At 57.1% G+C, this 22454-nt stretch carries 23 protein-coding genes; 1 reads left to right on the forward strand and 22 read right to left on the reverse strand.

What is annotated here, in order from left to right; genetic code table 11:
* Positions 1-385: 385 nt before the first annotated feature.
* The 18 genes from tyrS to BMZ01_RS05050 form a co-directional block, all read right to left on the reverse strand.
* Positions 386-1648 carry a tyrosine--tRNA ligase gene (gene tyrS, locus BMZ01_RS04965; RefSeq protein ID WP_092285084.1) on the reverse strand — a complete coding sequence of 421 codons (1263 nt, stop codon included), beginning with the start codon at positions 1646-1648 and terminating at the stop codon, positions 386-388.
* A 19-nt stretch (positions 1649-1667) separates the two neighbouring features.
* Positions 1668-1844, reverse strand: coding sequence for a Trm112 family protein (locus tag BMZ01_RS04970; protein ID WP_092285377.1), 177 nt, complete (start codon positions 1842-1844; stop codon positions 1668-1670).
* 25 nt (positions 1845-1869) lie between these two features.
* Positions 1870-3303: an argininosuccinate lyase gene (gene argH, locus BMZ01_RS04975; RefSeq protein ID WP_092285086.1), complete on the reverse strand. Its 1434-nt coding sequence runs from the start codon at positions 3301-3303 to the stop codon at positions 1870-1872.
* 34 nt (positions 3304-3337) lie between these two features.
* Positions 3338-4534 (reverse strand): argininosuccinate synthase, encoded by a 1197-nt coding sequence (locus BMZ01_RS04980; protein ID WP_092285088.1) that lies wholly within the window; start codon positions 4532-4534, stop codon positions 3338-3340.
* A 53-nt stretch (positions 4535-4587) separates the two neighbouring features.
* Positions 4588-5091 (reverse strand): arginine repressor, encoded by a 504-nt coding sequence (locus BMZ01_RS04985; RefSeq protein WP_092285090.1) that lies wholly within the window; start codon positions 5089-5091, stop codon positions 4588-4590.
* A complete protein-coding gene (argF, locus tag BMZ01_RS04990) occupies positions 5088-6038 on the reverse strand; it encodes an ornithine carbamoyltransferase (RefSeq protein ID WP_092285092.1) in 951 nt (316 codons plus the stop codon). Before argF ends, BMZ01_RS04985 begins: the two co-directional genes overlap by 4 nt.
* A complete protein-coding gene (locus BMZ01_RS04995) occupies positions 6035-7213 on the reverse strand; it encodes an acetylornithine transaminase (protein WP_092285094.1) in 1179 nt (392 codons plus the stop codon). Before BMZ01_RS04995 ends, argF begins: the two co-directional genes overlap by 4 nt.
* On the reverse strand, positions 7213-8157 hold the full coding sequence (argB, locus tag BMZ01_RS05000; protein WP_092285379.1) for an acetylglutamate kinase: 945 nt from the start codon (positions 8155-8157) through the stop codon (positions 7213-7215). Before argB ends, BMZ01_RS04995 begins: the two co-directional genes overlap by 1 nt.
* Positions 8158-8172: 15 nt before the next feature.
* Positions 8173-9330 carry a bifunctional glutamate N-acetyltransferase/amino-acid acetyltransferase ArgJ gene (argJ, locus tag BMZ01_RS05005; protein WP_092285096.1) on the reverse strand — a complete coding sequence of 386 codons (1158 nt, stop codon included), beginning with the start codon at positions 9328-9330 and terminating at the stop codon, positions 8173-8175.
* Positions 9331-9352: 22 nt separating this feature from the next.
* Complete coding sequence (gene argC, locus BMZ01_RS05010) at positions 9353-10405, reverse strand: N-acetyl-gamma-glutamyl-phosphate reductase (RefSeq protein WP_092285381.1); 1053 nt, start codon at positions 10403-10405, stop codon at positions 9353-9355.
* Between the two features lie 55 nt (positions 10406-10460).
* Positions 10461-12938 carry a phenylalanine--tRNA ligase subunit beta gene (pheT, locus tag BMZ01_RS05015; RefSeq protein ID WP_092285098.1) on the reverse strand — a complete coding sequence of 826 codons (2478 nt, stop codon included), beginning with the start codon at positions 12936-12938 and terminating at the stop codon, positions 10461-10463.
* Positions 12939-12971: 33 nt separating this feature from the next.
* Positions 12972-14027 (reverse strand): phenylalanine--tRNA ligase subunit alpha, encoded by a 1056-nt coding sequence (pheS, locus tag BMZ01_RS05020; RefSeq protein WP_092285100.1) that lies wholly within the window; start codon positions 14025-14027, stop codon positions 12972-12974.
* Between the two features lie 194 nt (positions 14028-14221).
* Positions 14222-15058, reverse strand: a complete 837-nt coding sequence (locus BMZ01_RS05025; RefSeq protein ID WP_092285102.1) for a TrmH family RNA methyltransferase — start codon at positions 15056-15058, stop codon at positions 14222-14224.
* 91 nt (positions 15059-15149) lie between these two features.
* Complete coding sequence (rplT, locus tag BMZ01_RS05030; protein WP_092285104.1) at positions 15150-15533, reverse strand: 50S ribosomal protein L20; 384 nt, start codon at positions 15531-15533, stop codon at positions 15150-15152.
* A gap of 77 nt (positions 15534-15610) precedes the next feature.
* A complete protein-coding gene (rpmI, locus tag BMZ01_RS05035; protein WP_092285106.1) occupies positions 15611-15805 on the reverse strand; it encodes a 50S ribosomal protein L35 in 195 nt (64 codons plus the stop codon).
* Between the two features lie 42 nt (positions 15806-15847).
* Positions 15848-16414: a translation initiation factor IF-3 gene (gene infC / locus BMZ01_RS05040; protein ID WP_223845813.1), complete on the reverse strand. Its 567-nt coding sequence runs from the start codon at positions 16412-16414 to the stop codon at positions 15848-15850.
* Positions 16415-16711: 297 nt separating this feature from the next.
* Positions 16712-16891, reverse strand: a complete 180-nt coding sequence (locus BMZ01_RS05045) for a hypothetical protein (RefSeq protein WP_092285108.1) — start codon at positions 16889-16891, stop codon at positions 16712-16714.
* Between the two features lie 43 nt (positions 16892-16934).
* Positions 16935-17498, reverse strand: a complete 564-nt coding sequence (locus BMZ01_RS05050) for a hypothetical protein (RefSeq protein ID WP_092285110.1) — start codon at positions 17496-17498, stop codon at positions 16935-16937.
* Positions 17499-17900: 402 nt separating this feature from the next.
* Between BMZ01_RS05050 and BMZ01_RS11015 the strand changes: the two genes are divergently transcribed.
* The gene (locus BMZ01_RS11015; RefSeq protein WP_143067452.1) at positions 17901-18158 is read left to right on the forward strand and encodes a hypothetical protein; all 258 of its coding nucleotides are present in this window, start codon (positions 17901-17903) and stop codon (positions 18156-18158) included.
* A gap of 1097 nt (positions 18159-19255) precedes the next feature.
* On the opposite strand, the gene BMZ01_RS05065 is transcribed toward BMZ01_RS11015, so the two are convergent.
* The 4 genes from BMZ01_RS05065 to BMZ01_RS05085 all read right to left on the reverse strand — a co-directional run bounded on the left by BMZ01_RS05065 (position 19256) and on the right by BMZ01_RS05085 (position 22415).
* Positions 19256-19750 (reverse strand): hypothetical protein, encoded by a 495-nt coding sequence (locus tag BMZ01_RS05065; RefSeq protein WP_092285116.1) that lies wholly within the window; start codon positions 19748-19750, stop codon positions 19256-19258.
* 8 nt (positions 19751-19758) lie between these two features.
* On the reverse strand, positions 19759-20367 hold the full coding sequence (locus BMZ01_RS05070) for a hypothetical protein (protein WP_092285118.1): 609 nt from the start codon (positions 20365-20367) through the stop codon (positions 19759-19761).
* Positions 20368-20376: 9 nt separating this feature from the next.
* Positions 20377-20931, reverse strand: a complete 555-nt coding sequence (locus BMZ01_RS05075; RefSeq protein WP_092285120.1) for a hypothetical protein — start codon at positions 20929-20931, stop codon at positions 20377-20379.
* Between the two features lie 881 nt (positions 20932-21812).
* Entirely contained in the window at positions 21813-22415 is a 603-nt protein-coding gene (locus BMZ01_RS05085) for a hypothetical protein (RefSeq protein WP_092285124.1), read from the reverse strand.
* Positions 22416-22454 lie beyond the last annotated feature (39 nt).

Below are 22454 nucleotides of genomic sequence, written 5' to 3' on the forward strand. Positions count from 1 at the left end.
CAAAAAAGGATGCCAGTGCTTCAAGGCCACCCGGCACACAACCACACACGGTCACAAACACAAACACCATGCACAAAACAAACAAAAGTACATCAACACACTATTGAGTTCTCAAACATCAAGACCAACAAGAACAACCATCCAACAAAACACAGTCGCTCAAGCAGCCCCAGTCACCATACACACCCCAACACCAACACGCAAACCGCGCCAACATCAAGGCATACAAGCAACCAGATAACTTATCGCCACAACACCCAACCAGAAGACCCGGCATCCCTGGCGACCCGACATAGATTACCCACACCCCACCAACAACACAAACACCCAGCTTAAAGCACAAAAAAGGTGCACTAACCATTGGTCAGTGCACCTTGTCTATCGCCTAGTTGTCGTAGCGAACTCCGGCGAAGGTTTTCTTTCCGCGGCGTAGGACTAGCCATTTGCCATGAAGCAGATCCTCCGCAGTGGGCTGCCACTCTTCTGAGGTCACGCGTTCGTTGTTCACGTAGGCGCCACCTTCCTTGATGGCGCGGCGAGCAGCGCCCTTGGACTCGCAGAGCCCAGAGGCTACGAGCAGGTCCACGATAGTGGGCTCCTCCCCTGCTGGGATTTCAGCGATCGTGGTTTCTTGGAGGGCCCCGGCGAGGGTTTGCTCATCCAAGTCCTTGAGTTCGGCTTTACCGAAGAGCGCTTGGGAGGCTAGCTCCACCGCAGTCGTGGCGGCTTCGCCATGCACCAAAGTGGTCAGCTCGCGGGCGAGACGGCGCTGTGCCTCACGGGCCCACGCACGTTCCTCAACTTCGGTTTCCAACTCCGCCAATTCGTCCTTGGTAAGGAAGGTGAACCAGCGCAGGTAGTTGATCACATCCTTATCGGATGCGTTCATGAAGTACTGGTACCAGGAGTAAGGCGAGGTCAGCTCCGGGTCGAGCCACAGTTTTCCGCCACCGGTAGACTTGCCGAATTTATTTCCTTCGGAGTCGGTCACCAAGGGCAGAGTCAGGCCATGAACCTTGGCACCGTTGATGCGGCGGTTGAGGTCCACGCCGGAAACAATATTTCCCCACTGATCAGAGCCACCGATTTGCAGGGTGCAACCGTATTGGCGATTCAGCTCAACATAGTCATTGGCCTGCAACAGCATGTAGGAGAACTCGGTGTAGGAGATACCGTCGGAGGCCAAGCGGCGTTTCACGGTATCGCGATCCAGCATGGTGTTCAGGGAGAAGTTCTTCCCGATATCGCGAAGGAATTGGATCACGTTGAGGTTCGCGGTCCAGTCAGCGTTGTTGACCAACCGGCCCTTGTCGCCATCAATGGTGACAAAGCGTTCAATCTGTTGGCGGATGCTCTGGAGGTTGGCTTCAATATCTTCCTCGGTGAGCATGGAACGCTCCCCCACGTCGCGGGGATCCCCGATCATGCCGGTGGCGCCGCCGGCGACGGCGATGACTTTATGTCCGGCCTCTTGGAAACGCTTGAGGGTGAAAAGTGCCACGAGGTGCCCGGCGTGTAGCGAAGCACCAGTGGGGTCAAAGCCGCAATAGAGGGTGATCGGTCCTTCTTCGCAGGCTTTGTTGAGCTCTTCGAGATCCGTGGATTGGTTGATCTGCCCGCGCCAGGACAGTTCCTCAATAATGTTCATGGTTTCCTTTTGTGCAGACTTATTTGGCGGGGTACTCGATGGCCTCATCGGCCAGCATCACCGGGATGCCATCGTCAATGCGATAGGCAATGTGCAGGCGATCGTTGACCAGCAGCTGTTCCTCTTCCAGATATCGCAGTGGGCCTTTGTCCTGCGGGCAGGCCAAGACATCAAGAAGGGTCGGATCAATGCTCATGTCGGACATTCTAATCTGCGCCTACTTAGCCGCGGACTGCGGTGCCTGCCCAGCTGCGATGCGCCTCATTAGCAGCAGCGACTCGCTCGGCTTGTTCCGCAACCCGAGGGCCAGCGGTGCCGCCACGGGTGGCGCGCGAAGCGACTGCGCCTTCCACGGTGAGGACCTTACGAACCTCCGGGGTCAATCGCGAATCCACGCTGCCGAGTTCCTCATCGCTGAGCTCATCAAGGCCCACGCCACGGGCCTCCGCAATGCGCACGCAGGCACCGGAAGCTTCATGGGCTTCGCGGAAGGGCACGCCCTGGCGGACCATCCATTCCGCGAGGTCCGTGGCCAAGGTGTAGCCAGCCGGGGCAAGCTCAAGGAGGCGATCTTCATGGAAGGTCAAGGTGGTGACCAAACCGGTCATCGCCGGCAGCAGCAAATTGAGCTGTAAGAAGGAGTCCACCAAGGGCTCTTTATCTTCTTGGAGATCGCGGTTATAAGCCAAGGGCATGGCCTTTAAGGTAGCCATCAGGCCAGCCAAGTTACCGATCAGACGACCACTCTTACCGCGGGCAAGCTCCGGAATATCCGGGTTCTTCTTCTGCGGCATGATCGAAGAACCTGTTGACCAAGCATCATCCAAGGTCACATAGTCGAACTCGGGGGTGGACCAAGCAATGATTTCTTCAGCTAGCCGCGACATATCCACCGCGATCTGGGCCAGCACATACGCAGTTTCCGCAGCGAAATCACGGGAGCTAGTGGCATCAATCGAGTTATCGGCTGCCTCATTAAACCCAAGTTCTTCGGCAATGGCCTCTGGATCCAAAGAAAGCGAGGAACCCGCCAACGCCCCGGAACCATAAGGGCTAATAGCTAGGCGTTTATCCAAATCCCGCAGCCGCTCAATATCGCGCAGAAGTGGGTGCGCGTGAGCAAGCAGTTGGTGCGCTAATAACACCGGTTGCGCGGCCTGGAAGTGCGTCTTACCAGGCATGATCGCTTTAGGGTGTGCCTTTGCTTGCCCCAGGAGGGCGTCGATCAGCTCAGTGAGGCTCAACGCAATATCGCGGGCAGCATCGCGCACCCACATGCGGAAGAGAGTCGCAACCTGGTCATTGCGAGAACGTCCGGCGCGCAGGCGGCCACCAACTTCCGGGCCAACGCGTTCGATGAGGCCACGTTCCATGGCGCCGTGCACATCCTCATCGGTGGGGTCTGGGAGGAAGCTGCCATCGGCAACATCTTTACCCAGTTGATCCAGGCCCGCCAACATGGTCTCAAAGTCCTCGTCGCTTAATAGCCCGGCGCGGTGTAGTACGCGGGCGTGCGCTTTGGAGGCCAGCACATCATAGGGCGCCAGCACCCAGTCGAAGTGGGTGGAAACACTGAGGGCGAACATGGCGTCCGAGGGGCCGCCAGCGAATCGTCCGCCCCAGAGGGCGCCTTGATTGGTTCCGTGCTGTTGCATGTTGTCGCGCAGGTCCTTTCTCTACTTTTTGGGTTTAGGCTTCGCGGTCGCGGCGGTTCGCGATCTTGGAAGAAAGCCCATGGAGTTCCACAAAGCCCTTGGCCATGGTCTGGTCGAAGGTATCGCCGGTGTCATAGGTGGCCAGGTTGAAGTCATAGAGCGAGTGGTTGGAGCGGCGCCCATTGACGGTGATATTGCCGGCGTGCAGCACCAGGCGGATATCGCCGGTGACATGCTCTTGGGTGGATTCAATGAAGGCATCCAGGGAGCGCTTAAGCGGTGCGAACCACAGGCCGTCGTATACCTCTTCGGACCAGCGGGCATCAACGAGGCGCTTATAGCGGGCCAGTTCGCGTTCCACGGTCACGTCTTCCAGAGCTTGGTGTGCGGTGATCAGCACCATGGCGCCGGGGGCTTCATAAACTTCGCGGGACTTAATGCCCACCAGGCGGTCTTCCACCATGTCCAGGCGGCCAACGCCTTGGGCGCCACCGCGGCGGTTGAGCTCTTCGATGGCTTCGAGCACGGTGACCTTGCGGCCATCGATGGCTACCGGCTTGCCGGCTTCGAAGCTGATGATCAGTTCATCCGGGGCGTTGCCCAGTGCGGGGTCTTCGGTGTAGGCGTAGAGGTCCTTGGTCGGCGGGTTCCACAGGTCTTCGAGGAATCCGGTTTCCACTGCGCGGCCCCACACGTTTTGGTCAATGGAGAAGGGCGACTTCTTGGACTGCTCGATGGGAAGGTTGATCTCTTCGGCGAAGGCGATGGCCTTATCGCGGGTCCAGGCATAGTCACGAGCCGGTGCGATGACCTTCAGGTCCGGGTGGGTATTAGCGAAGCCTACTTCGAAGCGGACCTGGTCATTGCCCTTACCGGTGCAGCCGTGGGAGACGTGGGTGCCGCCGTGTTCCTTGGCGGCCTTCACCAGGTGCTTGACGATCAGCGGGCGGGAAATCGCGGAGACCAGGGGGTATTGCTTCATGTACATGCCATTGGCCTTGATGGTGGGCAGGCAGTACTCTTCGGCGAATTCGTCCTTGGCATCAACCACGATGGATTCCACAGCGCCGCAATCCAATGCGCGCTGGCGCACGGATTCCATGTCCTCGCCACCTTGACCCAGGTCCAGGGACACGGCGATAACTTCACCGCCGGTCATCTTGGCCAGGTAGGGGATGGCCACGGAGGTATCCAGGCCACCGGAGTATGCGAGTACAACGCGATCGGTCATGAGTGTTCTTCTCCTTGAATTATTAGTTTTAGCGTTATGCGGCTGGATTTACTTTAGCGCGGGTCAGGGTTATTACCAGCAAGTAACTCGCCGAGCTGCTCGCCATCATAGGGTTCGCGAGCAAGCACGAAGATGGTGTCATCCCCGGCGATGCAACCCACCACTTCCGGCATGCCCACTCGGTCGATGAAGCTCGCCAGGTATTGGGCCGCACCGGCTGGGGTACGCAGCACCGTGATATTGCCGGAATAATCCACCGATACCACCAACTCATCGAGCATCCGGCGGAGTTTCTCGCGGGGCCCGCTGGGTTGTTCCCCAATGGGGGCATCCGGGGTACCCACCGCATAGTAGGCGCGCCCACCATCTTCGGGTCGGATTTTGCGGGCCCCGAGTTCATCCAAGTCACGCGATAGCGTGGCTTGGGTGATGTCGATGCCCTCATCAAGCAAGAGTTCCGAAAGCTGCACCTGCGAGGTCACGCGGTGTTTATCCAAGATCGAGAGGATCTTGCCCTGGCGTGCGGTACGCGTCGGTGGTGTTTGCGGGTTACTCATGCGCCAGGTTGGTGGTCGAGCAGCCACACCATCAGGGCTTTTTGGGCATGCAAGCGGTTTTCGGCTTCATCAAAGACCCTAGATTGCGGGCCATCAATGACCTCCGCGGTAACTTCATTTCCGCGATAGGCCGGCAGGCAATGCAAGAAGATCGCATTATCAGCGGCTTTAGCCATTACCTCGGCGCTTACCTGATAAGGCAAGAAGGGGGTGCGGCGATCCTTGCCATCACTTTCCTGCCCCATCGATACCCAGGTGTCCGTGATGATCACCTGTGCGCCTGTAACTTCATCCACATCATCAGTGACGCTCACAGTGGCCCCGGTTTCCGCGCCTCGGGCTCGCGCGCGCTCCACAAATTTTTCTTCCGGCTGGAATTCTTTAGGAGCAATAATGCTGATATCCATCCCTGCGGTGGCGAAGCCCAACATGTAGGAGTTGGCCATATTATTATTGCCATCTCCCAGGTAGCAGGCTTTGAGTCCCTTCAGTCCGCTGGGGCCTTCCTCCGGGCAGAGGTTTTCCACACAGGTCTGCAGGTCCGCCAGGATCTGGCAGGGGTGCGTGTCATCAGATAGCCCATTAACAATCGGAACGGTGGCGGTCTCCGCCATCTCTTCGAGGTTGCTATGGGCGTAGGTGCGCCACACAATCATGGAGACAAAGCGGCTGAGTACTGCGCCGGTGTCTTGGTAGCTTTCGCCCTTACCGGCTTGGGTGCGCCCCATCTCCGCGACGATGGCATTGCCACCTAGCTGGGCGATACCGGCGTCGAAGGAAAAGCGGGTGCGGGTGGAGGTTTTATCAAAAAGCACCGCCACAGATTGCGGGCCTTCGAAGGGGCGCTTCGAATAGGGCTCAGCTTTTAGCTTTGCGGCTAGCTGCAAGACTTCAGCCTGCTCGGCGGGGCTGAGGTCATCATCTGCGAAGAAGTGACGTGGGCTCATGCGGTGGTCCTTTCCAGGGCGGTGCGAATCCGGGCGATTGCCTCGTGGATCTCATCTTCACTAATAATCAGCGGTGGGGTCAGGCGCAGTACATTCGGCGCCGGTGCGTTCAGGATCACACCTTCTTTGAGCCCTTGGGCAACCACCTTGGCGGCAATATTTTCAGCTAGGACCAACCCCAGCATCAGGCCACGGCCGCGAACATCCACTACCCCAGGGATGTTCTTGGCTTCTTCGGCTAGCAGCTCACCTTTGGCGCGCACGCTGTCTTGGAAACCATCGGTGATGACATCAAGCACCGCATTAGCAGCAGCACAGACGACAGGGTTGCCACCAAAGGTGGTGCCATGAGAGCCAGGGCCAAATAGTTGGGCGGCCTTGCCGCGGGCCAGGCAGGCACCAATGGGCATGCCAGCACCTAGGCCTTTGGCCATGGTCACCACATCCGGGAGTACGCCTTCGTGTTGGTGGGCGTAGAACTCTCCAGTACGGGCCACCCCGGTTTGTACCTCATCAACAATCATCAATAGATCGAACTCATCGCAAAGTTCGCGGACCTGCTTCAGGAAGCCTTCCGGTGCCGGCACTACCCCGGTTTCGCCTTGGATGGGTTCTAAGATAATCGCGGCGGTATCCGCGGGGTTCATCTCAATGAGGGTGCGCAGGTAAGCGGCATCGCCGAAGGGATAGAACTCCACCCCGCTAGGTAGTGGTTCAAAGTCCTTGCGTTTGCTGGGTTGCCCGGTTAGCGCCAAGGACCCCATGGTGCGGCCATGGAAGCCATGGTGTGCTGCCAACACGCGTTTCTTTCCAGTAAGCCGCGCTAGTTTAAAGGCGGCTTCATTAGCTTCGGCACCGGAGTTGCAGAAGAAAACACGTACCGTGTCATCACCGGGGGCGAAGCGTTCACCCAGGCGGGTAGCAAGCGTGATCTCCGGTTGGGAGGCGAAGAGATTCGACACATGCCCGAGGCGTTGAGCTTGGGTGCTAATGGCTTCTACTACGGCAGGGTGCGCGTGCCCAAGGGAGTTCACCGCAATGCCGGCGAGCATATCGATGAGTTCTTGGCCATCTTCGGCGGTGACCTTGGCGCCCTTGCCGCTTACCAGGGCAAGCGGTGGGGTGCCGTAGTTATTCATCATCACGCCTGCCCAGGCGTCATGCACGGTGCTCATTAGTGTTCTTCGTCCTTCCGGAATACGGTCCCATCTGGATAATCATCCAAGGAATAATTTTGGGGTAACACCATGGTGCCAATCCCGCCCATGGTCAGTAGTTCTAGCAGCACCGCGTGCGCAATGCGGCCATCAATCACATGCGCGGCAGATACCCCACCTTCCACGGCTTTTAGGCAGGCTTCCATCTTCGGGATCATGCCGGAATCCAGGTTGGGCAATAGCGGGCCCAGTTGGTCGGTGGTGATCTTCGAAAGCAAGGAATCGCGGTTCGGCCAATCGGTGTACAGGCCTTCCACATTGGTAAGCACCAGCAGGCGATCCGCCCCAATAGCGCTAGCCAAGGCGCCGGCGGCGGTATCAGCGTTGACGTTATATACCTGGCCGTCGTTTCCTGGGGCGATGGTGGAGACCACCGGGATGCGACCAGCTTCGATAATGTCCATCACCGCGGTGGGGTTCACATCCACGATGTTGCCCACCAACCCGATATCAGTGAGTTCCCCGTTGACCTCGACATAGCGCTTTTCCGCGGTAAATAGTCCGGCGTCTTCACCAGAGGTTCCCACCGCATAGGGCCCATGGGAGTTAATCAACCCCACCAGTTCGCGGCCCACGCTGCCAAAAAGCACCATGCGCACAACTTCCATAACCTCCGGGGTGGTCACCCGGAAGCCGCCCTTAAATTCGCCATTTAAGCCCAGGCGGTTCAGCATGTCGGTGATTTGCGGGCCACCACCATGCACCACCACGGGTTTAGCACCCACGGTGCGCAGGAACACCATATCCGCGGCAAAGGCAGCTTTAAGTGCATTATCGGTCATGGCGTTGCCGCCATATTTCACCACCACGATCTTGTCGCGGTAGTACTGCAGCCAGGGCAAAGCCTCAGCAAGTACGTGGGCGCGCGCCTCATTGGTTAAAGATTTAATGATCTCGTTCATCATGTCTCTGCTCTTTTAGGTGCTATATGCGGAATTAATTTCCACATAGGCATGCGAAAGGTCGGTGGTACGCACCAGGGCGCGGCCTTCCCCACCCAGGCCCAGGTCCACGCGAACTTCAATATCGGCACCGCTTAAGTCCACCTCGCGGGCATCCGGGGTGCCTTGGGTTTCTTTGCACACCACATGCCCATTGAAGGTGACGGTGATATTGTCTGGGTCCATCTCCGCATCGGCGGTACCAATGGCGGCCAGCACGCGCCCCCAATTCGGGTCGGAGCCGAACATGGCGCATTTAAAAAGATTGTCCCGCCCCAAGGCACGCGCCGCATTCAGTGCTTCGGCGTCACTATTGGCACCTTCCACAATGATGCGGACTCGTTTCGTAACGCCTTCGGCATCTGCTTGGAGTTGGTCGGCAATATCAGCACAGATTTCTAGCACCGCGGCATCTAATTCCGCCTGGCTCGGCTGGATCCCGGAGGCGCCATTGGCAAGCAAGAAGACCGTGTCATTAGTGGAGGTAGAACCATCAATATCGAGGGTATTAAAGGTCTGATCCACCGCCTTTTTTAAAGCTTCCTGCGCGGCTGCGGCACTGATCTTCGCATCGGTGGTTAAACACACCAACATGGTGGCCAGTGCGGGCGCCATCATGCCCACACCCTTCCCCATCCCACCAATGCTCCAACCGTCACGGCGCACCTGCGCGGATTTCGGCACAGTATCGGTGGTCATAATCGCTTCCGCGGCGGCATCGCCTTGGTCGATCCCCAAGGCTGCCGGCAGTGCATCCACACCGGCGCGCATAATATCCATCGGCAGCCGCTCGCCAATAATGCCGGTGGAGCACACGCCCATATCTTCCGGCGCAATATCGAGCGCGGCGGCCATGCGCTCCGCAAGTTCGCTGGCTTCAGCTAACCCGGGTTTCCCATTGCAGGCATTAGCGTTGCCGGAATTAAAAAGCACCGCGCGAATAACACCATTGCTGATGTTTTTGCGCGAAAGTGTCACCGGGGCGGCAACAATGCGGTTGGAGGTAAAAACCGCGGCCGCGGTGTATTCCGGGCCATCATTAACGACTAAGGCCATATCCGGTTTCCCGGAGGCTTTAATTCCGGCGGTGATCCCCGCTGCGCGGAATCCTTGCGGTGTGGTAATGCCACTCATAAGATACTGTCCTTAACTTTATTTAGGGTGCGACGGCCGCAAGCGGAAGACCATCAGTTTCTGGCCAACCGAGCGTAATATTCATGCATTGCACCGCTGCCCCACCGGTTCCCTTGGTGAGATTATCAATCGCCGAGGTCACCAGCAGGCGCCCCGCGCCTTGATCAACTTCTACCTGAATATGGCAGGTATTTGCGCCCACCACATTTTGGGTTTGGGGTTGCTGACCAGCCTCAAGGAGCTGCAAGAAGGGTTCATTTTCGCAGAATTTCTCATAGATTCCGCGTACCTCTTCCTCAGTTATTGCTTTCTCGAGATCGGCGCTGGCGGTGGTCAGGATTCCGCGGGACAGGGGTGCAAGAACTGGGGTGAAACTCACCTTGATGTGTTCTTGCTGAGTGTGCAAGGCTTCAGCCAAGTTCTGCGCAATCTCTGGGGTGTGGCGGTGTTTACCGGCAGTGTTATAGGCCTTCAAAGAACCCATGGTTTCACTACCTAGCATCGGTACAGAGGCTTTCTTACCGGCACCAGAAACACCAGTAATAGAGGTGATCACCACCTCTGGTGCGATAATGCCGGCCGCCATCGCTGGGTAGAGCGCTAAGGTCGCGCCGGTGGGGAAGCATCCCGGTACGGCAACGCGGTTGCTCTTAGCGAGTTCTTCGCGGTGCCCGGGAAGTTCCGGGATGCCATAGGGCCAGTGGCCAGCATGTTCGGAGCCATAGTAGTGCTCCCATGCTGCAGCGCTTTTCAGGCGGTGGTCCGCCGCGCAATCAATCACAATGGCGCTATCGCCTAGTTCGGCGGCGATCTGCGCGGAGTGCCCATGCGGAAGCCCAAGGAAAACCACCTGGTGGCCGGCCAGGTGTTCCATGTCGGTGGGTTCGATAATGCGATCAGCTAATTGCGGTAGGTGCGGCATCAGCTCGGCGACCTTTTGGCCCGCCGAGCTCGCTGCCGTTAATGCCCCGATCTCTAATTCCCCGCTGTGATATTTGGGGTGGTTGAGTAAGAGTCGGAGGATTTCGCCGCCGGCATATCCTGTGGCGCCGGCCACCGCTACCTTAATTGTCATGCCGAAGAGCATAACAAATTATGCAGCCAGATGAAAATTATTCATCCGTGGTGTTTTAGCCGCGCATCTCCGCGCCCACTCGCTTCGCCGCCAACTCAGCAGCAGCCAAACGACCCTGCGAGCACTCCTCTTCAGTTAAGGTGCGGTCCTTAGCGCGGAAGGTTAAGGCGAAGGCCAAAGACTTCTTATCCTTACCCAGCTGCTCTTCGGAGCGGTAGACATCGAAAAGCTGCGCGGATTCCAGCAGCTCACCGGCACCTTCCACAACAATGGCGCGGACTTCTTCAGCCGGAGTTTCCTCACCAACCACCAAAGCAAGATCCTGGTTAACCACCGGGAAGGCGGAGAGCACCGGGGAAGGCAAGACCTCATCGAAGGGCAGGCCATCGAGATTCAACTCCATGGCACAGGTACGCGCCGGCAGTTCCATTGCTTCGAGGATTTCAGGATGCAACTCGCCTGCATAACCTACAACGTGCGGCCCCACCTTAATTTCTGCACAGCGTCCCGGATGCCAGGGCAGTTGAGACGATCTCGAGAAAGCAATCTCGACACCCGCTGCGCGCGCCACGATGCGTGCGGACTCAATGGCATCTGCATAGGTGTAGGCGCGGCCTTCCCCCCAGGGACCTTCAAGTTCCAAGGCACCGGCGGCCACAGTGGCCACATGAAGCGGCTGCTCGGGGAGGGAATTGATGACGCTGGCGATGGTGTCCTCATCCGGGCGTTGGGTAACGCTTGGCATCGGGGAGGTGTCTTCGCGCTTGAAAGCGACCTGCTGGAGGGCGAAAAGAGTGAGGTCGTGGCGGCCGCGGGCAACATTGCGGACAACGGCCTCCAACATGCTGGGCAGCAAGGTGGTGCCCAAAATGCCATGGTCGGATTCCAGCGGGTTTTGGACCTTAACGACATTGCGGCGCGGATCATCCACAGCCAAACCCCAGGTATCGAAAATACCATTCGCGATGAAGGGGGAGGGCAGGATTTCGGCGTAGCCGTTATAGGCCAGGGCGTGGCCCACCGCGCGGCGACGACGCTGACGCGGGGTCAAACCTGTGCCACCGACCGGGGTGGGAAGGATCGAGGGGATCGAGTCCAGGCCCTCGAGGCGAAGCACCTCCTCCACCAGATCCTCCGGCATGCTCAGATCGCCACGCCAGGTAGGTGGGGTGACCTCCAAGGTGTCCTCGCCGCTGACCTGGCAGCCAACCTCCTTGAGGCGATTGATCACGGTGCTAGTGGAATACTCCACCCCAGCAATCCGCGAAGGCATAGAAGCAGCCATGGTGATGGTGGGCAGCTGCGGGATCTCACCGACCAGGGTGCGACCAGGGGCCACTTCCCCACCGGCGATCTCCACCAGCAGGCGGGCAGCCAAATCCAAGGCGGCCTCGCAGAGTGCCGGGTCCACGCCGCGCTCGAAGCGACGCGAAGACTCCGAACTTAATTTGTGGCGACGCGAGGTGCGGGCAACCGTAATGGGATCCCAGCAGGCAGCCTCGAAATACACATCCGTGGTGTCATCGTTGATCTCCGAGGTGCAGCCACCCATCACCCCGGCAAGCGACTGAATGCCCTGATCATCGCAGATCACCACATCTTCTTCCGACAGCTTGCGGGTGACATGGTCCAGGGTTTCTAAAGTCTCGCCCTGCTGTGCCAGACGAACATGCAAGCCCCCCTTGATGAGGTTGGCATCAAAAGCGTGCATGGGTTGACCCAGCGCCATCATCACATAATTGGTGACATCGGTGGCGGCATTAACCGGGCGCTGACCACAAAGCATCAGCTCACGCTGCAGCCAGAAAGGCGATTCCACGGCGGGATCAATGCCGCTGACCTTGCGGATACCAAAACGAATGGCCTTGGTGTCCTCATCGATGGCGACTGGGAGGACCTCGCCATCGGTATGACCCAGCGGCTCGGCATTAATCGGGTCCTGGAACTTGAGGTTGAAGGCGCTGGCAAGTTCGCGGGTTAAACCGCGGGCAGAAAGCGCATAGCCGCGATCCGGGGTGACATTGACATCAAAGACGGTGTCCTGGACACCCACGATCTCGCGGGCATCCTCACCCGGGGTGCCTTTAGAAAGCACAATGATGCCGGAGTTTTGCTTATCGGTAAACCCCAACTCCGAGGCGGAGCAAATCATGCCGGCAGACATGCGGCCATAGGTTTCCCGCGCGGAAATCTCGAAATTACCGGGCAGCACAGTACCGGGAAGGGAGACCACCACCAGGTCACCTTCCTTGAAATTGCGGGCACCGCAGACAATGGATTGCAGCTCGCCGGTGCCATTGGCTTGGCCAACGTTCACGTGGCAGTGGCGGATGGGCTTTTTGAAGCCGGTGAGCTCCTCGATGGACTCCACGCGGCCGACCACCAGCGGGCCAGTGGTTTCGGGGATGGGCTCATAACCTTCGGTTTCGAAGCCAACGCGCACGAAGCCGCTATCGAGTTCCTCCGGGGTGACAGACCAGCCGGGGTTGGACTCGCCAAGGATGCGGGTGACCCAGTTTTGACTAATAAGCATGAATAATTCTCCTGATTAACGTGGGTCGACGAGTTAGGCCTGAATACCGAAGGGCAAGGTGAAGCGCACATCACCTTCGACCATGTCGCGCATATCGGATAGTCCATTGCGGAATTGCAGGGTGCGCTCTAGGCCCATGCCGAAAGCAAAACCGGTGTATTCCTCTGGGTCCACACCCACCGCGCGAAGCACATTGGGGTTGACCATGCCGCAACCACCCCACTCGATCCAGCCGGCACCGCCCTTCTTATTCGGGAACCACACATCCACCTCAGCAGAAGGCTCGGTGAAGGGGAAATAATTAGTGCGCATACGGGTGGTGGTATCCGGGCCGAAAAGCACATGGGCGAGGTGATCCAAGGTGCCCTTAAGATGCGCCATGGTCAGGCCCTTATCCACCGCGAGGCCTTCAATTTGGTGGAAAGCCGGGGTGTGGGTGGCATCAAGCTCATCGGTGCGGAAGACGCGGCCCGGGCAAGCAATATAAAGCGGCACATCGCGCTCCAGCATGGAACGCACCTGCACCGGGGAGGTGTGCGTGCGCAGCACTTGCTTGGAGTTCTCCGCGCCCACGTGGAAGGTGTCCTGGAGGGTGCGCGCTGGGTGGTCGGGCAGGAAGTTAAGGGCATCGAAGTTGAAGTATTCGGCTTCGACCTCGGGGCCATCGGCGATTTCCCAGCCCATGGCGAGGAAGATATCGGCGATCTGTTCGCTCAAGGTGGTGATGGGGTGCAGGGCGCCGGTTTGGCGTCGCGTGGTGGGGACAGTGACATCCACGCGTTCGGCAATGAGGCGCTCGGCATTGCGCTTGGCCTCGAGTTCAGCCTTAACTTCAGCGAAATTCTTTTCTACCTTGCCGCGGGCCATATTGACCAGGCGGCCAGCGTCTTTGCGTTGTTCCTTGGGCAAGCTACCCAGGGCGCGGCGTGCCTGCGGGATATAGGCGGCGTCGCCGAGGTGCTCGCGGCGGGCTTCGTTGAGCTCATCGAGGTTATCGGCGGCAGCAAAAGCATCAAGGGCGCGCTGGGCGGCGGCCTCCAAGCTTTCTTCGCTTAACTCGATCTGGGGTGTTGCCTGCTGTTCACTCACGCGACGCTCCCTAAGGCCTTTCTATTTTTAATGTGTTTTAGCTGTATTGGTTGGTTGCTAGGGGTTTGCTAGCTTGTGGCGCTAGCTTGTGGCGCTAGCTTGTGGCGCTAGCTTGGTGCTGGAAATCAACGGTGTGTCATCTTACCTGCCTGGCTGTGGATCACTGCTACCTGTTGTCCACTTTTATTCAGTTCTTAATATGCGCCGCTATCTGCCGGGGTGCTTTGGGCTTTAGCTGAAGCGTGCAAACAGATAGCTGCAGCGCTGGCAAGGTTCAGGGATTCCGCCCGACCGCGGATGGGAATGCGTACGCGGTGATCGGCTTGGGCCAGGAGTTTAGGGCCAAGACCGTGGGCTTCATTGCCAAATAACCAGGCGGTGGGTTGGGCGAGCAGCTCATCAGCTTCATCCAAGTTAACCTCACCATCGGCGGCAGTGGCCAGGATCTGCAGGCCCTTGGCGCGGATTTGGCCGAGCAGGTCATTGGGGGTGCTTTTATCTTTTGCCACTGGGATGTGGAAGAGCGAACCAGCTGAGGCGCGAGCCGCCTTGGAACTAAGTGGGTCAACAGTATCGCCAGCGAAGATCACAGCATCCGCACCCATCGCATCGCTGATGCGGATGAGAGACCCCGCGTTACCGGGTTCGGCGGTATTTACCGGGATGCTTAAAAGACGTGGGCGGCCAGCCAAAATTTTTCCGGTACCCCAAAGGACCTCTTTATCGCAGAGGGCGAACAGGCCGGTGCTGGTGACAGTGTCAGACAGCGACTTGGCGGCCTTGTCGGTGATGGGGTGAACGTAGACGCCGAGGTTTCCGGCGAGAGTGAGGATCTCATCGAAGCGTTCGGCGGCGGCTTCGGTGAGGAAAAGATCGCGAGCACCGCCGGTGGCGATGGCGGCTTCCACACAATTTTCGCCTTCGACGAGGAAAACCGGGGATTTCTTGCGAGCGGCACTGCGGTGAAGTTTGGCGGCGTTAACGATGCGGGGGGTGCGCTCAGTAAAGGCAGAGCTGAAATCCAGGTTCATGAGTGTTGACCCTAGCAAGTGCGGGACTTAAGCAAAAAGAAAAGCGCCGCAACATTCTGGGATGAATGTTGGGGCGCTATCTAGGTGAAGCTTAAGCAGCCTTCGGAGCGTTGACGTCCTCCGGCAGAGCAGCCTTAGCAGCCTTGCAGATGGCCGAGAAAGCAGCGAAGTCGTTGACGGCGAGTTCGGCGAGGATCTTGCGATCCACCTCGATGCCGGCGAGACGCAGGCCCTGGATCAGGCGGTTGTAGGTGATGTCGTTCATACGCGCAGCAGCGTTGATGCGGGTAATCCACAGCTTGCGGAACTCACTCTTGCGGGCACGGCGGTCCCGGTAGGAGTAAGTCATGGAGTGCAGCCACTGCTCCTTGGCCTTGCGGTAGAGGCGGGAGCGCTGGCCGCGGTAGCCCTTGGCGGACTTCAGAATTGCGCGACGCTTCTTCTTGGCGTTTACTGACCGCTTAACTCGTGCCACGGTAATACTTCCTTAAAACGAATAAAGGCTTCGGGTGTGTTGTAAAGGGTGAGGGACTAGAGCCCTAAAAATATTTTTTAGGCCTTGCCCAGCAGGCGCTTGACACGCTTGGTGTCAGCCTTGGACACATCGACGGTGCCCTTCAGACGGCGAGTGCGGGTGGAGGGCTTGCCCTCGAGCAGGTGGCGACGATTCGCTTGTTCGCGACGCAGCTTCCCGGAGCCGGTGATCTTCACACGCTTGGCGGTACCCTTGTGGGTTTTCTGCTTCATGAGATCTTGTCCTTCAAATCCCTGTAATAAAACTGGCGGTTATTATTTCTTGCCCTTGCGGACTGGTCCTAGCACCATCGTCATATTGCGACCATCCTGCTTCGGCTTGGTTTCCACAACGCCGTATTCGGCGACATCCTGAGCAAGACGATCGAGGAGACGGAATCCAAGTTCCGGACGCGATTGTTCACGGCCGCGGAACATGATGGTCACCTTGACCTTGGAGCCCTTTTCGAGGAAACGAACAACGTTCCCCTTCTTGGTCTCGTAGTCGTGGTCATCGATCTTCGGACGCAGCTTCTGCTCCTTGACCACGGTTTGCTGCTGGTTCTTGCGCGACTCACGAGCCTTTTGGGCCTGTTCATACTTGAACTTGCCATAATCCATGATCTTGCAGACCGGGGGTTTGGCGTTCGGAGCAACCTCGACAAGATCAAGATCGGCGTCATAGGCAAGCTTGCGAGCGTCGTCGGTGCGGACGATGCCCACCTGCTCCCCACCGGGGCCGACTAAGCGGACCTCGGGGACTCGGATGCGCTCATTAATGCGAGCTTCAGCGCTGATGTGGACTCCTAAAATAGCAGGGCAAGAATGTACATACCGAGCCACAATGCGGAGTATCACAATGAAAAATCCCGTGCCCTCTGCTGAGGTACACGGGAGATCACACTACAAAGGTGAGTAGTCAGGGTGGTAACTGTTAAGGCTACCGTGACTACACAATGCAATGACCTGTGTCCAACCGCTATAAGCGGCGGCATGAGGTGGGATGATCTCCTCTTGTGGCCCAAGCTCTCACAAGCTTCGGGCGGTAGTGGGCATAACCCTAGCAGTGATGCATTGCCAGCAGCAAATCATGTTCGCTGGAGGCGCAGCGGTGTGCCTGCTGGGGTTAGCCGGATGGGCTTAGCCTGCGGTGGCGAACAGCCAGAGCGCGATGCCGGCGGCAAGCACCAGGACCGTCACAATGGCGACCACCACTAAAACCATAGAAGAGGTGGTGTCCTTATCGCCGACGAAGTGATCCGCCGGCTCGATTGCGGGTTCGACGGGGTTGGTCGGGGACTTAGCAGGTTGTTCGCTCACTCCCCTACCATCTCAGTTTCTTCGGGTTTGGGCAAGAGGATGACTAGCTAGCAAGACCGTCAAAGATGAAGTGCATCGCCATTTTAGTTTCCCCTTCACAAGTAAATGATGTGCTTATGTCCATTGGCCTACAGGTCAGATCGACGTATTCATTCGAGAATGCGTCGAGGACGCTAATGTCGATTTTCTCGATGTCATGAGTCGGTTCTGAAAGTGGTACATGTTTTTGCAGCTCAGCTCCTACCACCTTCGCGAAACCACAACCACCGAAGTTTGCATGCACATAAAATTCCCAAAGCTCATCATGGCCGCAGCGGTAGTAGTTATTGCCGGTTACGTGCTGGTACTCGCTATCGCCAGCGGTTTGTAGCCAATCCTCGTGGATATTCTGCTGCGGGCTGGCCTCGGCGCTGCTCGGGGGCTGAGACACAGCAAGATTTTCGCTAGGTGTGGAGCGGTCCCAATAAAGCCAGAGGCCGGCCGCAACCACACAGGCCAGTAATAGTGCGACGAGGCTTAGGACGTTGTGGTTTCTTTTCTTCTTTTGAGGTTGCCCGCCCGGAAGTTCGAACGGGTCATAGACGGGCGAGTTCTTCGGAGTAGGCATATTGTTTTCTCCTTAGCTTGATGCAGTGTGTGTTCTCTAGGAAAAATTTTTTGGTTGTCCGGGGCTTAATTCAACGGACACGCCGCATGGGAGCGATGCTCGAATCCCGGGATGAGAGCTCGGGATCGTTTAGTTCTGCTGCACGTGACGGTTGCGTGCTTCTACCCCGCTTTTTATGGCCTGCCGACAGCGCGTGCATAAAAATCCTCTCCGTTGTTTCCCACGCAACGCCATTCGGTTGGACTAATCCGATAGCACTCCAACGCAAGACTGAGACCCCCATCAGTGGAGACATTCACCATCGGGTCTCTGTACAGGTAAGGGAAGATCGTGTGGCTAATTGGGGGAAGGAAGCGATTGATTTCCCTACAGCCCTGGTGTGGTCCTTTAGTGAGGAGAAGGATGACACCATCGGAGGCACATGCTTCTGCGTCTTCGGGTACCGAAGTGCGGGATAAATCGCTTCCAGCGGAAGCTGAAATCGGGGTGATAGTGGTCGTCTCGCTGACAGTCGTGGTTACTTCTGCCGGCGATACCTCAGAACTACGCGGGGTGGATGCATTGGTGCGCGGTTGTTCTGTAAGTGCGGCACCTGTGCGTTGTTCTGTCGAAGTACTGCCTACCTCAGCGGTTGCGTCCGGCGGCACGGAATCCGGCTGATTGCGGAACCACCACAGTGCCGCTGCGGCGCCGAGGACAAGAATCCAAGCGATAATGGCAAGCGCTGGTAACACGCGAGACCGTTTTGGCTGCTGATAAGAATTATCCATGGGAGTTTTCCTGGTGGTGCTGCTGAGGTTCAGTGCCTAGGGCAAGTCAATGATGTGGCTATCTGGTGCTTTTTCGATGAATACGAGAAAGCTCTGGTCCGCCGAAGAGCAGGTAGATCTGCCCCCTGATGATTCTTGGCAGCTCATTGCTATGAGGCCTTGGTCAGCAAGGTCTCCAGGAACAGACAATGAGCCCGCAATTAAACCCTCGCTATTGGACCCAAGGATTCCCTCCCTGAGAGCCTTGGAGAAAAGCATGGCGGTCCGCCGAGCGAAGAAGCAGGAAGTGCTCTGATTGCCGGCGAAAACAGCGTTTGTTTCTCGGATTCCACAACTATGCGCCGCTGGTGGACCACCTGCCAGATGTAGAGGCTCGAACCAAGGTTGTGCGGGATGAACTTTGCCAATAAGTGGTTCACCCGGAGCTGCTTCCGAAAGCAGGCTAGGTATCGCGGTTTCAGTGAACGTAGTGGTTTCCGTAATGGTCTCTGCTGAAGCTTCTGCGGCAGAGGTGTCCGTGACTGTGCTGGGCGAAGGGATGACTGTTTCAGACGCAGTAGTCACCTGTGGCTGGGTACGACTTGTTGTCTCATGAGAAGCCGACCGCTCTGGGATGCTGATCCCTTCGGAGTAAATGAACCAACCTGCAGCACCTAAAAGAAGCAAGCCTAAAAGCACCCCAACAACTACTGGAGCTTCTTTCTTCTTTTTGGGTTGCGGTATATAGAAAGGATCATTCGGCGAATTCGTCACTACTTAAAGATCTCATAACACAGGGTCTTAAACCAGCAGGTAAGCAGCCCGATAATGCCTTTTACATCCGGTGGGGATGTATTTTATTAACTACTTATGCTTATTTGATTGTTATCTCAGCAATATCGCTGGATAGTCTTCAGTTACAAGCGCAAACACCCACCCTAAATAGGGAGGGTGTCCGGGGATACTACGGTCTTTTATTTCCTTTTTGGGGGCGCGCTCTAGGTGGGTCTATAACCACTTGGCATAGAAGTCTTCACCATTGGGCCCAACGCAACGCCAATCACGAGGGTTGAGTCGATAGCATTCCAAGATAAGCGGGCGCCCGTCCACCCCTTTCACGTCCGGAACATTTTCGGTCACGTAGATCTTTGGGTCGCGAGGATGTGCTTGCGCTTCCTCAGAAACTTTCTCAACAAACACATTGATTTCCTGGCAAGGCTGACCGCCCACACTCACCAACATGACCCCATTAGCGGAAGCGCATTCCACGCCATCTTCGGGAATCGTGGTCCTGTGGAGGTCTTCTTCAACCTTCGATGACTCAAGCGGAATCGTCGTCAAAGCCGCTGCACTCTCGCTAGCGTGAGTGCTTGCCTTGGGGGTTGTGCTGGAATTATCCTTTGCCCACCACATGAAGATAGCCGCGCCGAGGACCAACACCACAACGAGGAGTGCAATAATAGGCACGATATTTGCTGAACGGCCGCTACGAGGATTACCCATTCTTGCTCCTAACTTTGGCTAGAACCAGCTGCCGGTGGGTCAATGAGATAAGCGTCGGGCGCTCTTTCAATAACCAGCCTGGTCTGTGCGGATAAACTGCAGTCACGGTGATCCTCGTAATACGAGCAGATGTAGCCGCCGCGTTTCTCACTCCCCGGGGGGTACGGAAAATTGCGGACCGCCGACGTCGACTCCTTGGTGTTATTGTCGAAATCGCCCGCAAGATAGGTCTCTTCTATAGCCACCGCAGCAGCCCTGGCGTAATCACAGGAATAGTGCTCATCACTCAAGAAAATCAGCCAGCCATCTTGGGCACCACAAAAGTTTGCCTCATAATGACTGAAGCTCTCCAGCTTGGGTTGTTGTTCTCCGAACCAGGGCTGATCGGGTTTGACTTTCCCGACTAGCGAACCATCCGGCTGTGCGGCGGCAGCAGAAACAACTTTCTGCGGTTCTTGGCCGATCGACAACCCACCTAGTTTTCCACTCTTTGCAAAGAACCAGAATCCTCCGGCCGCGGCGAGCAGCAGGAGTACCAGCACAACTACGAGAATTGGCGAGACGGATTTCTTCGCAGCGGGCAGGGGCGAACCGTAAGGATCGGAATAGGTGCTCATGTTCTCCCTTTAAAACCCAAGTCCTCGAGTTTTGACATAGAAGTCTTCGCCACGGTCGCCAACGCATCGGAACAGCCGGGGGCTGATTTGATAGCAATCGAGTTGTAGTTCTGCGTCATAACGGCTGGAAACCGGAATAATCGGCTGATTCTCATATTTCGGGAAAACCAGGTCACTCAGGGCGCCCTCTTCATTGAGGAGATACATCGGGGAGGCACAGTCTTTACCGGCAGCAACGAAAATGCTCATCTGGTCACCGTCACCACAGCTAATGGCATCTTCTGGGAGCGTCGTCCTCGTCAGATCCGGGTCATTGGGGTCTGGCTCCGCGGTAACTGTAGTCAGCTCGGTAACAGTGGTCGTTGAGACAGGAGCCGCTGTTTCCTTATCTTGAACAGTTTGACTCATCGACTCGCTAGCACCCGCTGCCTGCGGGTTATCCGCGGTGTCCTTGCTGAACCACCAGTACCCGCCTGCCACCAACGCGAGGACAACGAGCACGCCGACAATAGCTGGAAGAGCACTGGATTTTTTGGGAGCCTGAGGCTCATAGGGATTAGTCATTGGTAAGTCCTCTTGAATCGGAGCTATTAGGGCCTGAGTAGCTCAAAGGGGACTATGCGGTCCCTCGGAGCGACTTCAGTGATCACTAGGTAACCGGAATCGGATTCACAAACGAATCGCTCCCCCAGCGTGCCCGCGCACTCAAACGCCACAGTGGTGTGTGAATCCGGTTCGGGCAAGTACTCGAGGTCACCGTGGTAGCGGCCGAGGGATTCTTCCTGGAAAATACCTCCGCGAAGAGCGGAATCCAACATAAGGTCAATGCGTTCTGCGAGTTGACAATCAGTGTTCTCGTTACCCGCATACCTCGCGGTGGTTTTACGAATACTGCAGAACTTAGATCCCGGGTACTCAGGCAGTGGAGGAAGCGGCTCAAACCACGGCTGCGCTGGGCGGAGTTTACCTTTTAGCGAACCCGTGTACTCCGCTACGACCGTGCTCGTTACTGTCTCTGTTACGATCTCAGGCCCAACAGTCGAGCTTGCGGGCTCAGCAGCTGGGCTTTCGGACTCGGTGCTGGCCACAGGGCTATCCGAGGCTACGTTCGCCGTATTAGTCGCTTCGTCTGAGTCGCGGAGGAAAAATAGCCAATATCCGCCAGCGAGGATCAACACCAAAAGTAGGATGCCCGCAATGATTGCAGGACTTTTAGATGTTTTCGGTGCATTTATCGGAGCACCAAAAGGATCAGATTGAGGAGTAGTCACCTCTAAAGAATCTCATGAAAAAGACCATCGAACCAGTGGTTATAGCCAGAACTGCCGCTTAATTGAAGAAATATAGCAATTCTGCAGAATTTCTAGAGAATCTTTAAGATAGGGTCCGGAGATTTAATAATTTACTGAATTTGCAGGAGCGTCCCCTCCCCCCGCTAAGGGGGATTAACGCATGGCGCGCACGTAGACGGCAGCGTCGTTACCGCCGGTGCACACCCACTTCTGCTTCTCGCCCTTACAACGCATCACGTAGCGCTCACCGGTAACTGGGCTCCGCGCCGGAACAACAACGCCGACTTGGGGAGAGTCCGGGTCGTCTCCCAATTTCGCGACCAAGCCCTTAGTCACCTCGGTGGCGAATTCACAGCTCGTGAATTCGGTGCCGGCCCAATAGGTCACCCCGAGGTGCCGCAGGTTGCCGCAGTTAGTAGCGGAACTAGGGATTTCTGGAACTAGATCACGACCTCCCGACGTGGGCTTAGTACTTTCAGGGGCACTCGACGTACTGCTCTCCTTCGTCGGAGAGGCCGTCGTCGTCAAGGTCACCGTGGTGGGCACATCCTTAAGCGGGGTGTGCGAAGCCTTGGTGGAGGTCACCGTAGTCGGCGCAGCCGTCACTTCGGGTTGATCCGAACCACGGAAGGTGGAATAAAGCCACACGCCTAAAAGCCCGACAAGCACGAGCAGAAGTACCACCACAACAATGAGTGGCCCATTACTCGATCTTTCTTCGGGCACATCAAAGGGATCAACCGCGTTATAGTTCACAACTGTAAGGGTTCCATTGCCTCCACAAACTCGCAAGTC

It is taken from the genome of Corynebacterium spheniscorum (assembly GCF_900113445.1).
In the GTDB taxonomy this organism is placed as follows: Bacteria; Actinomycetota; Actinomycetes; order Mycobacteriales; family Mycobacteriaceae; genus Corynebacterium; species Corynebacterium spheniscorum.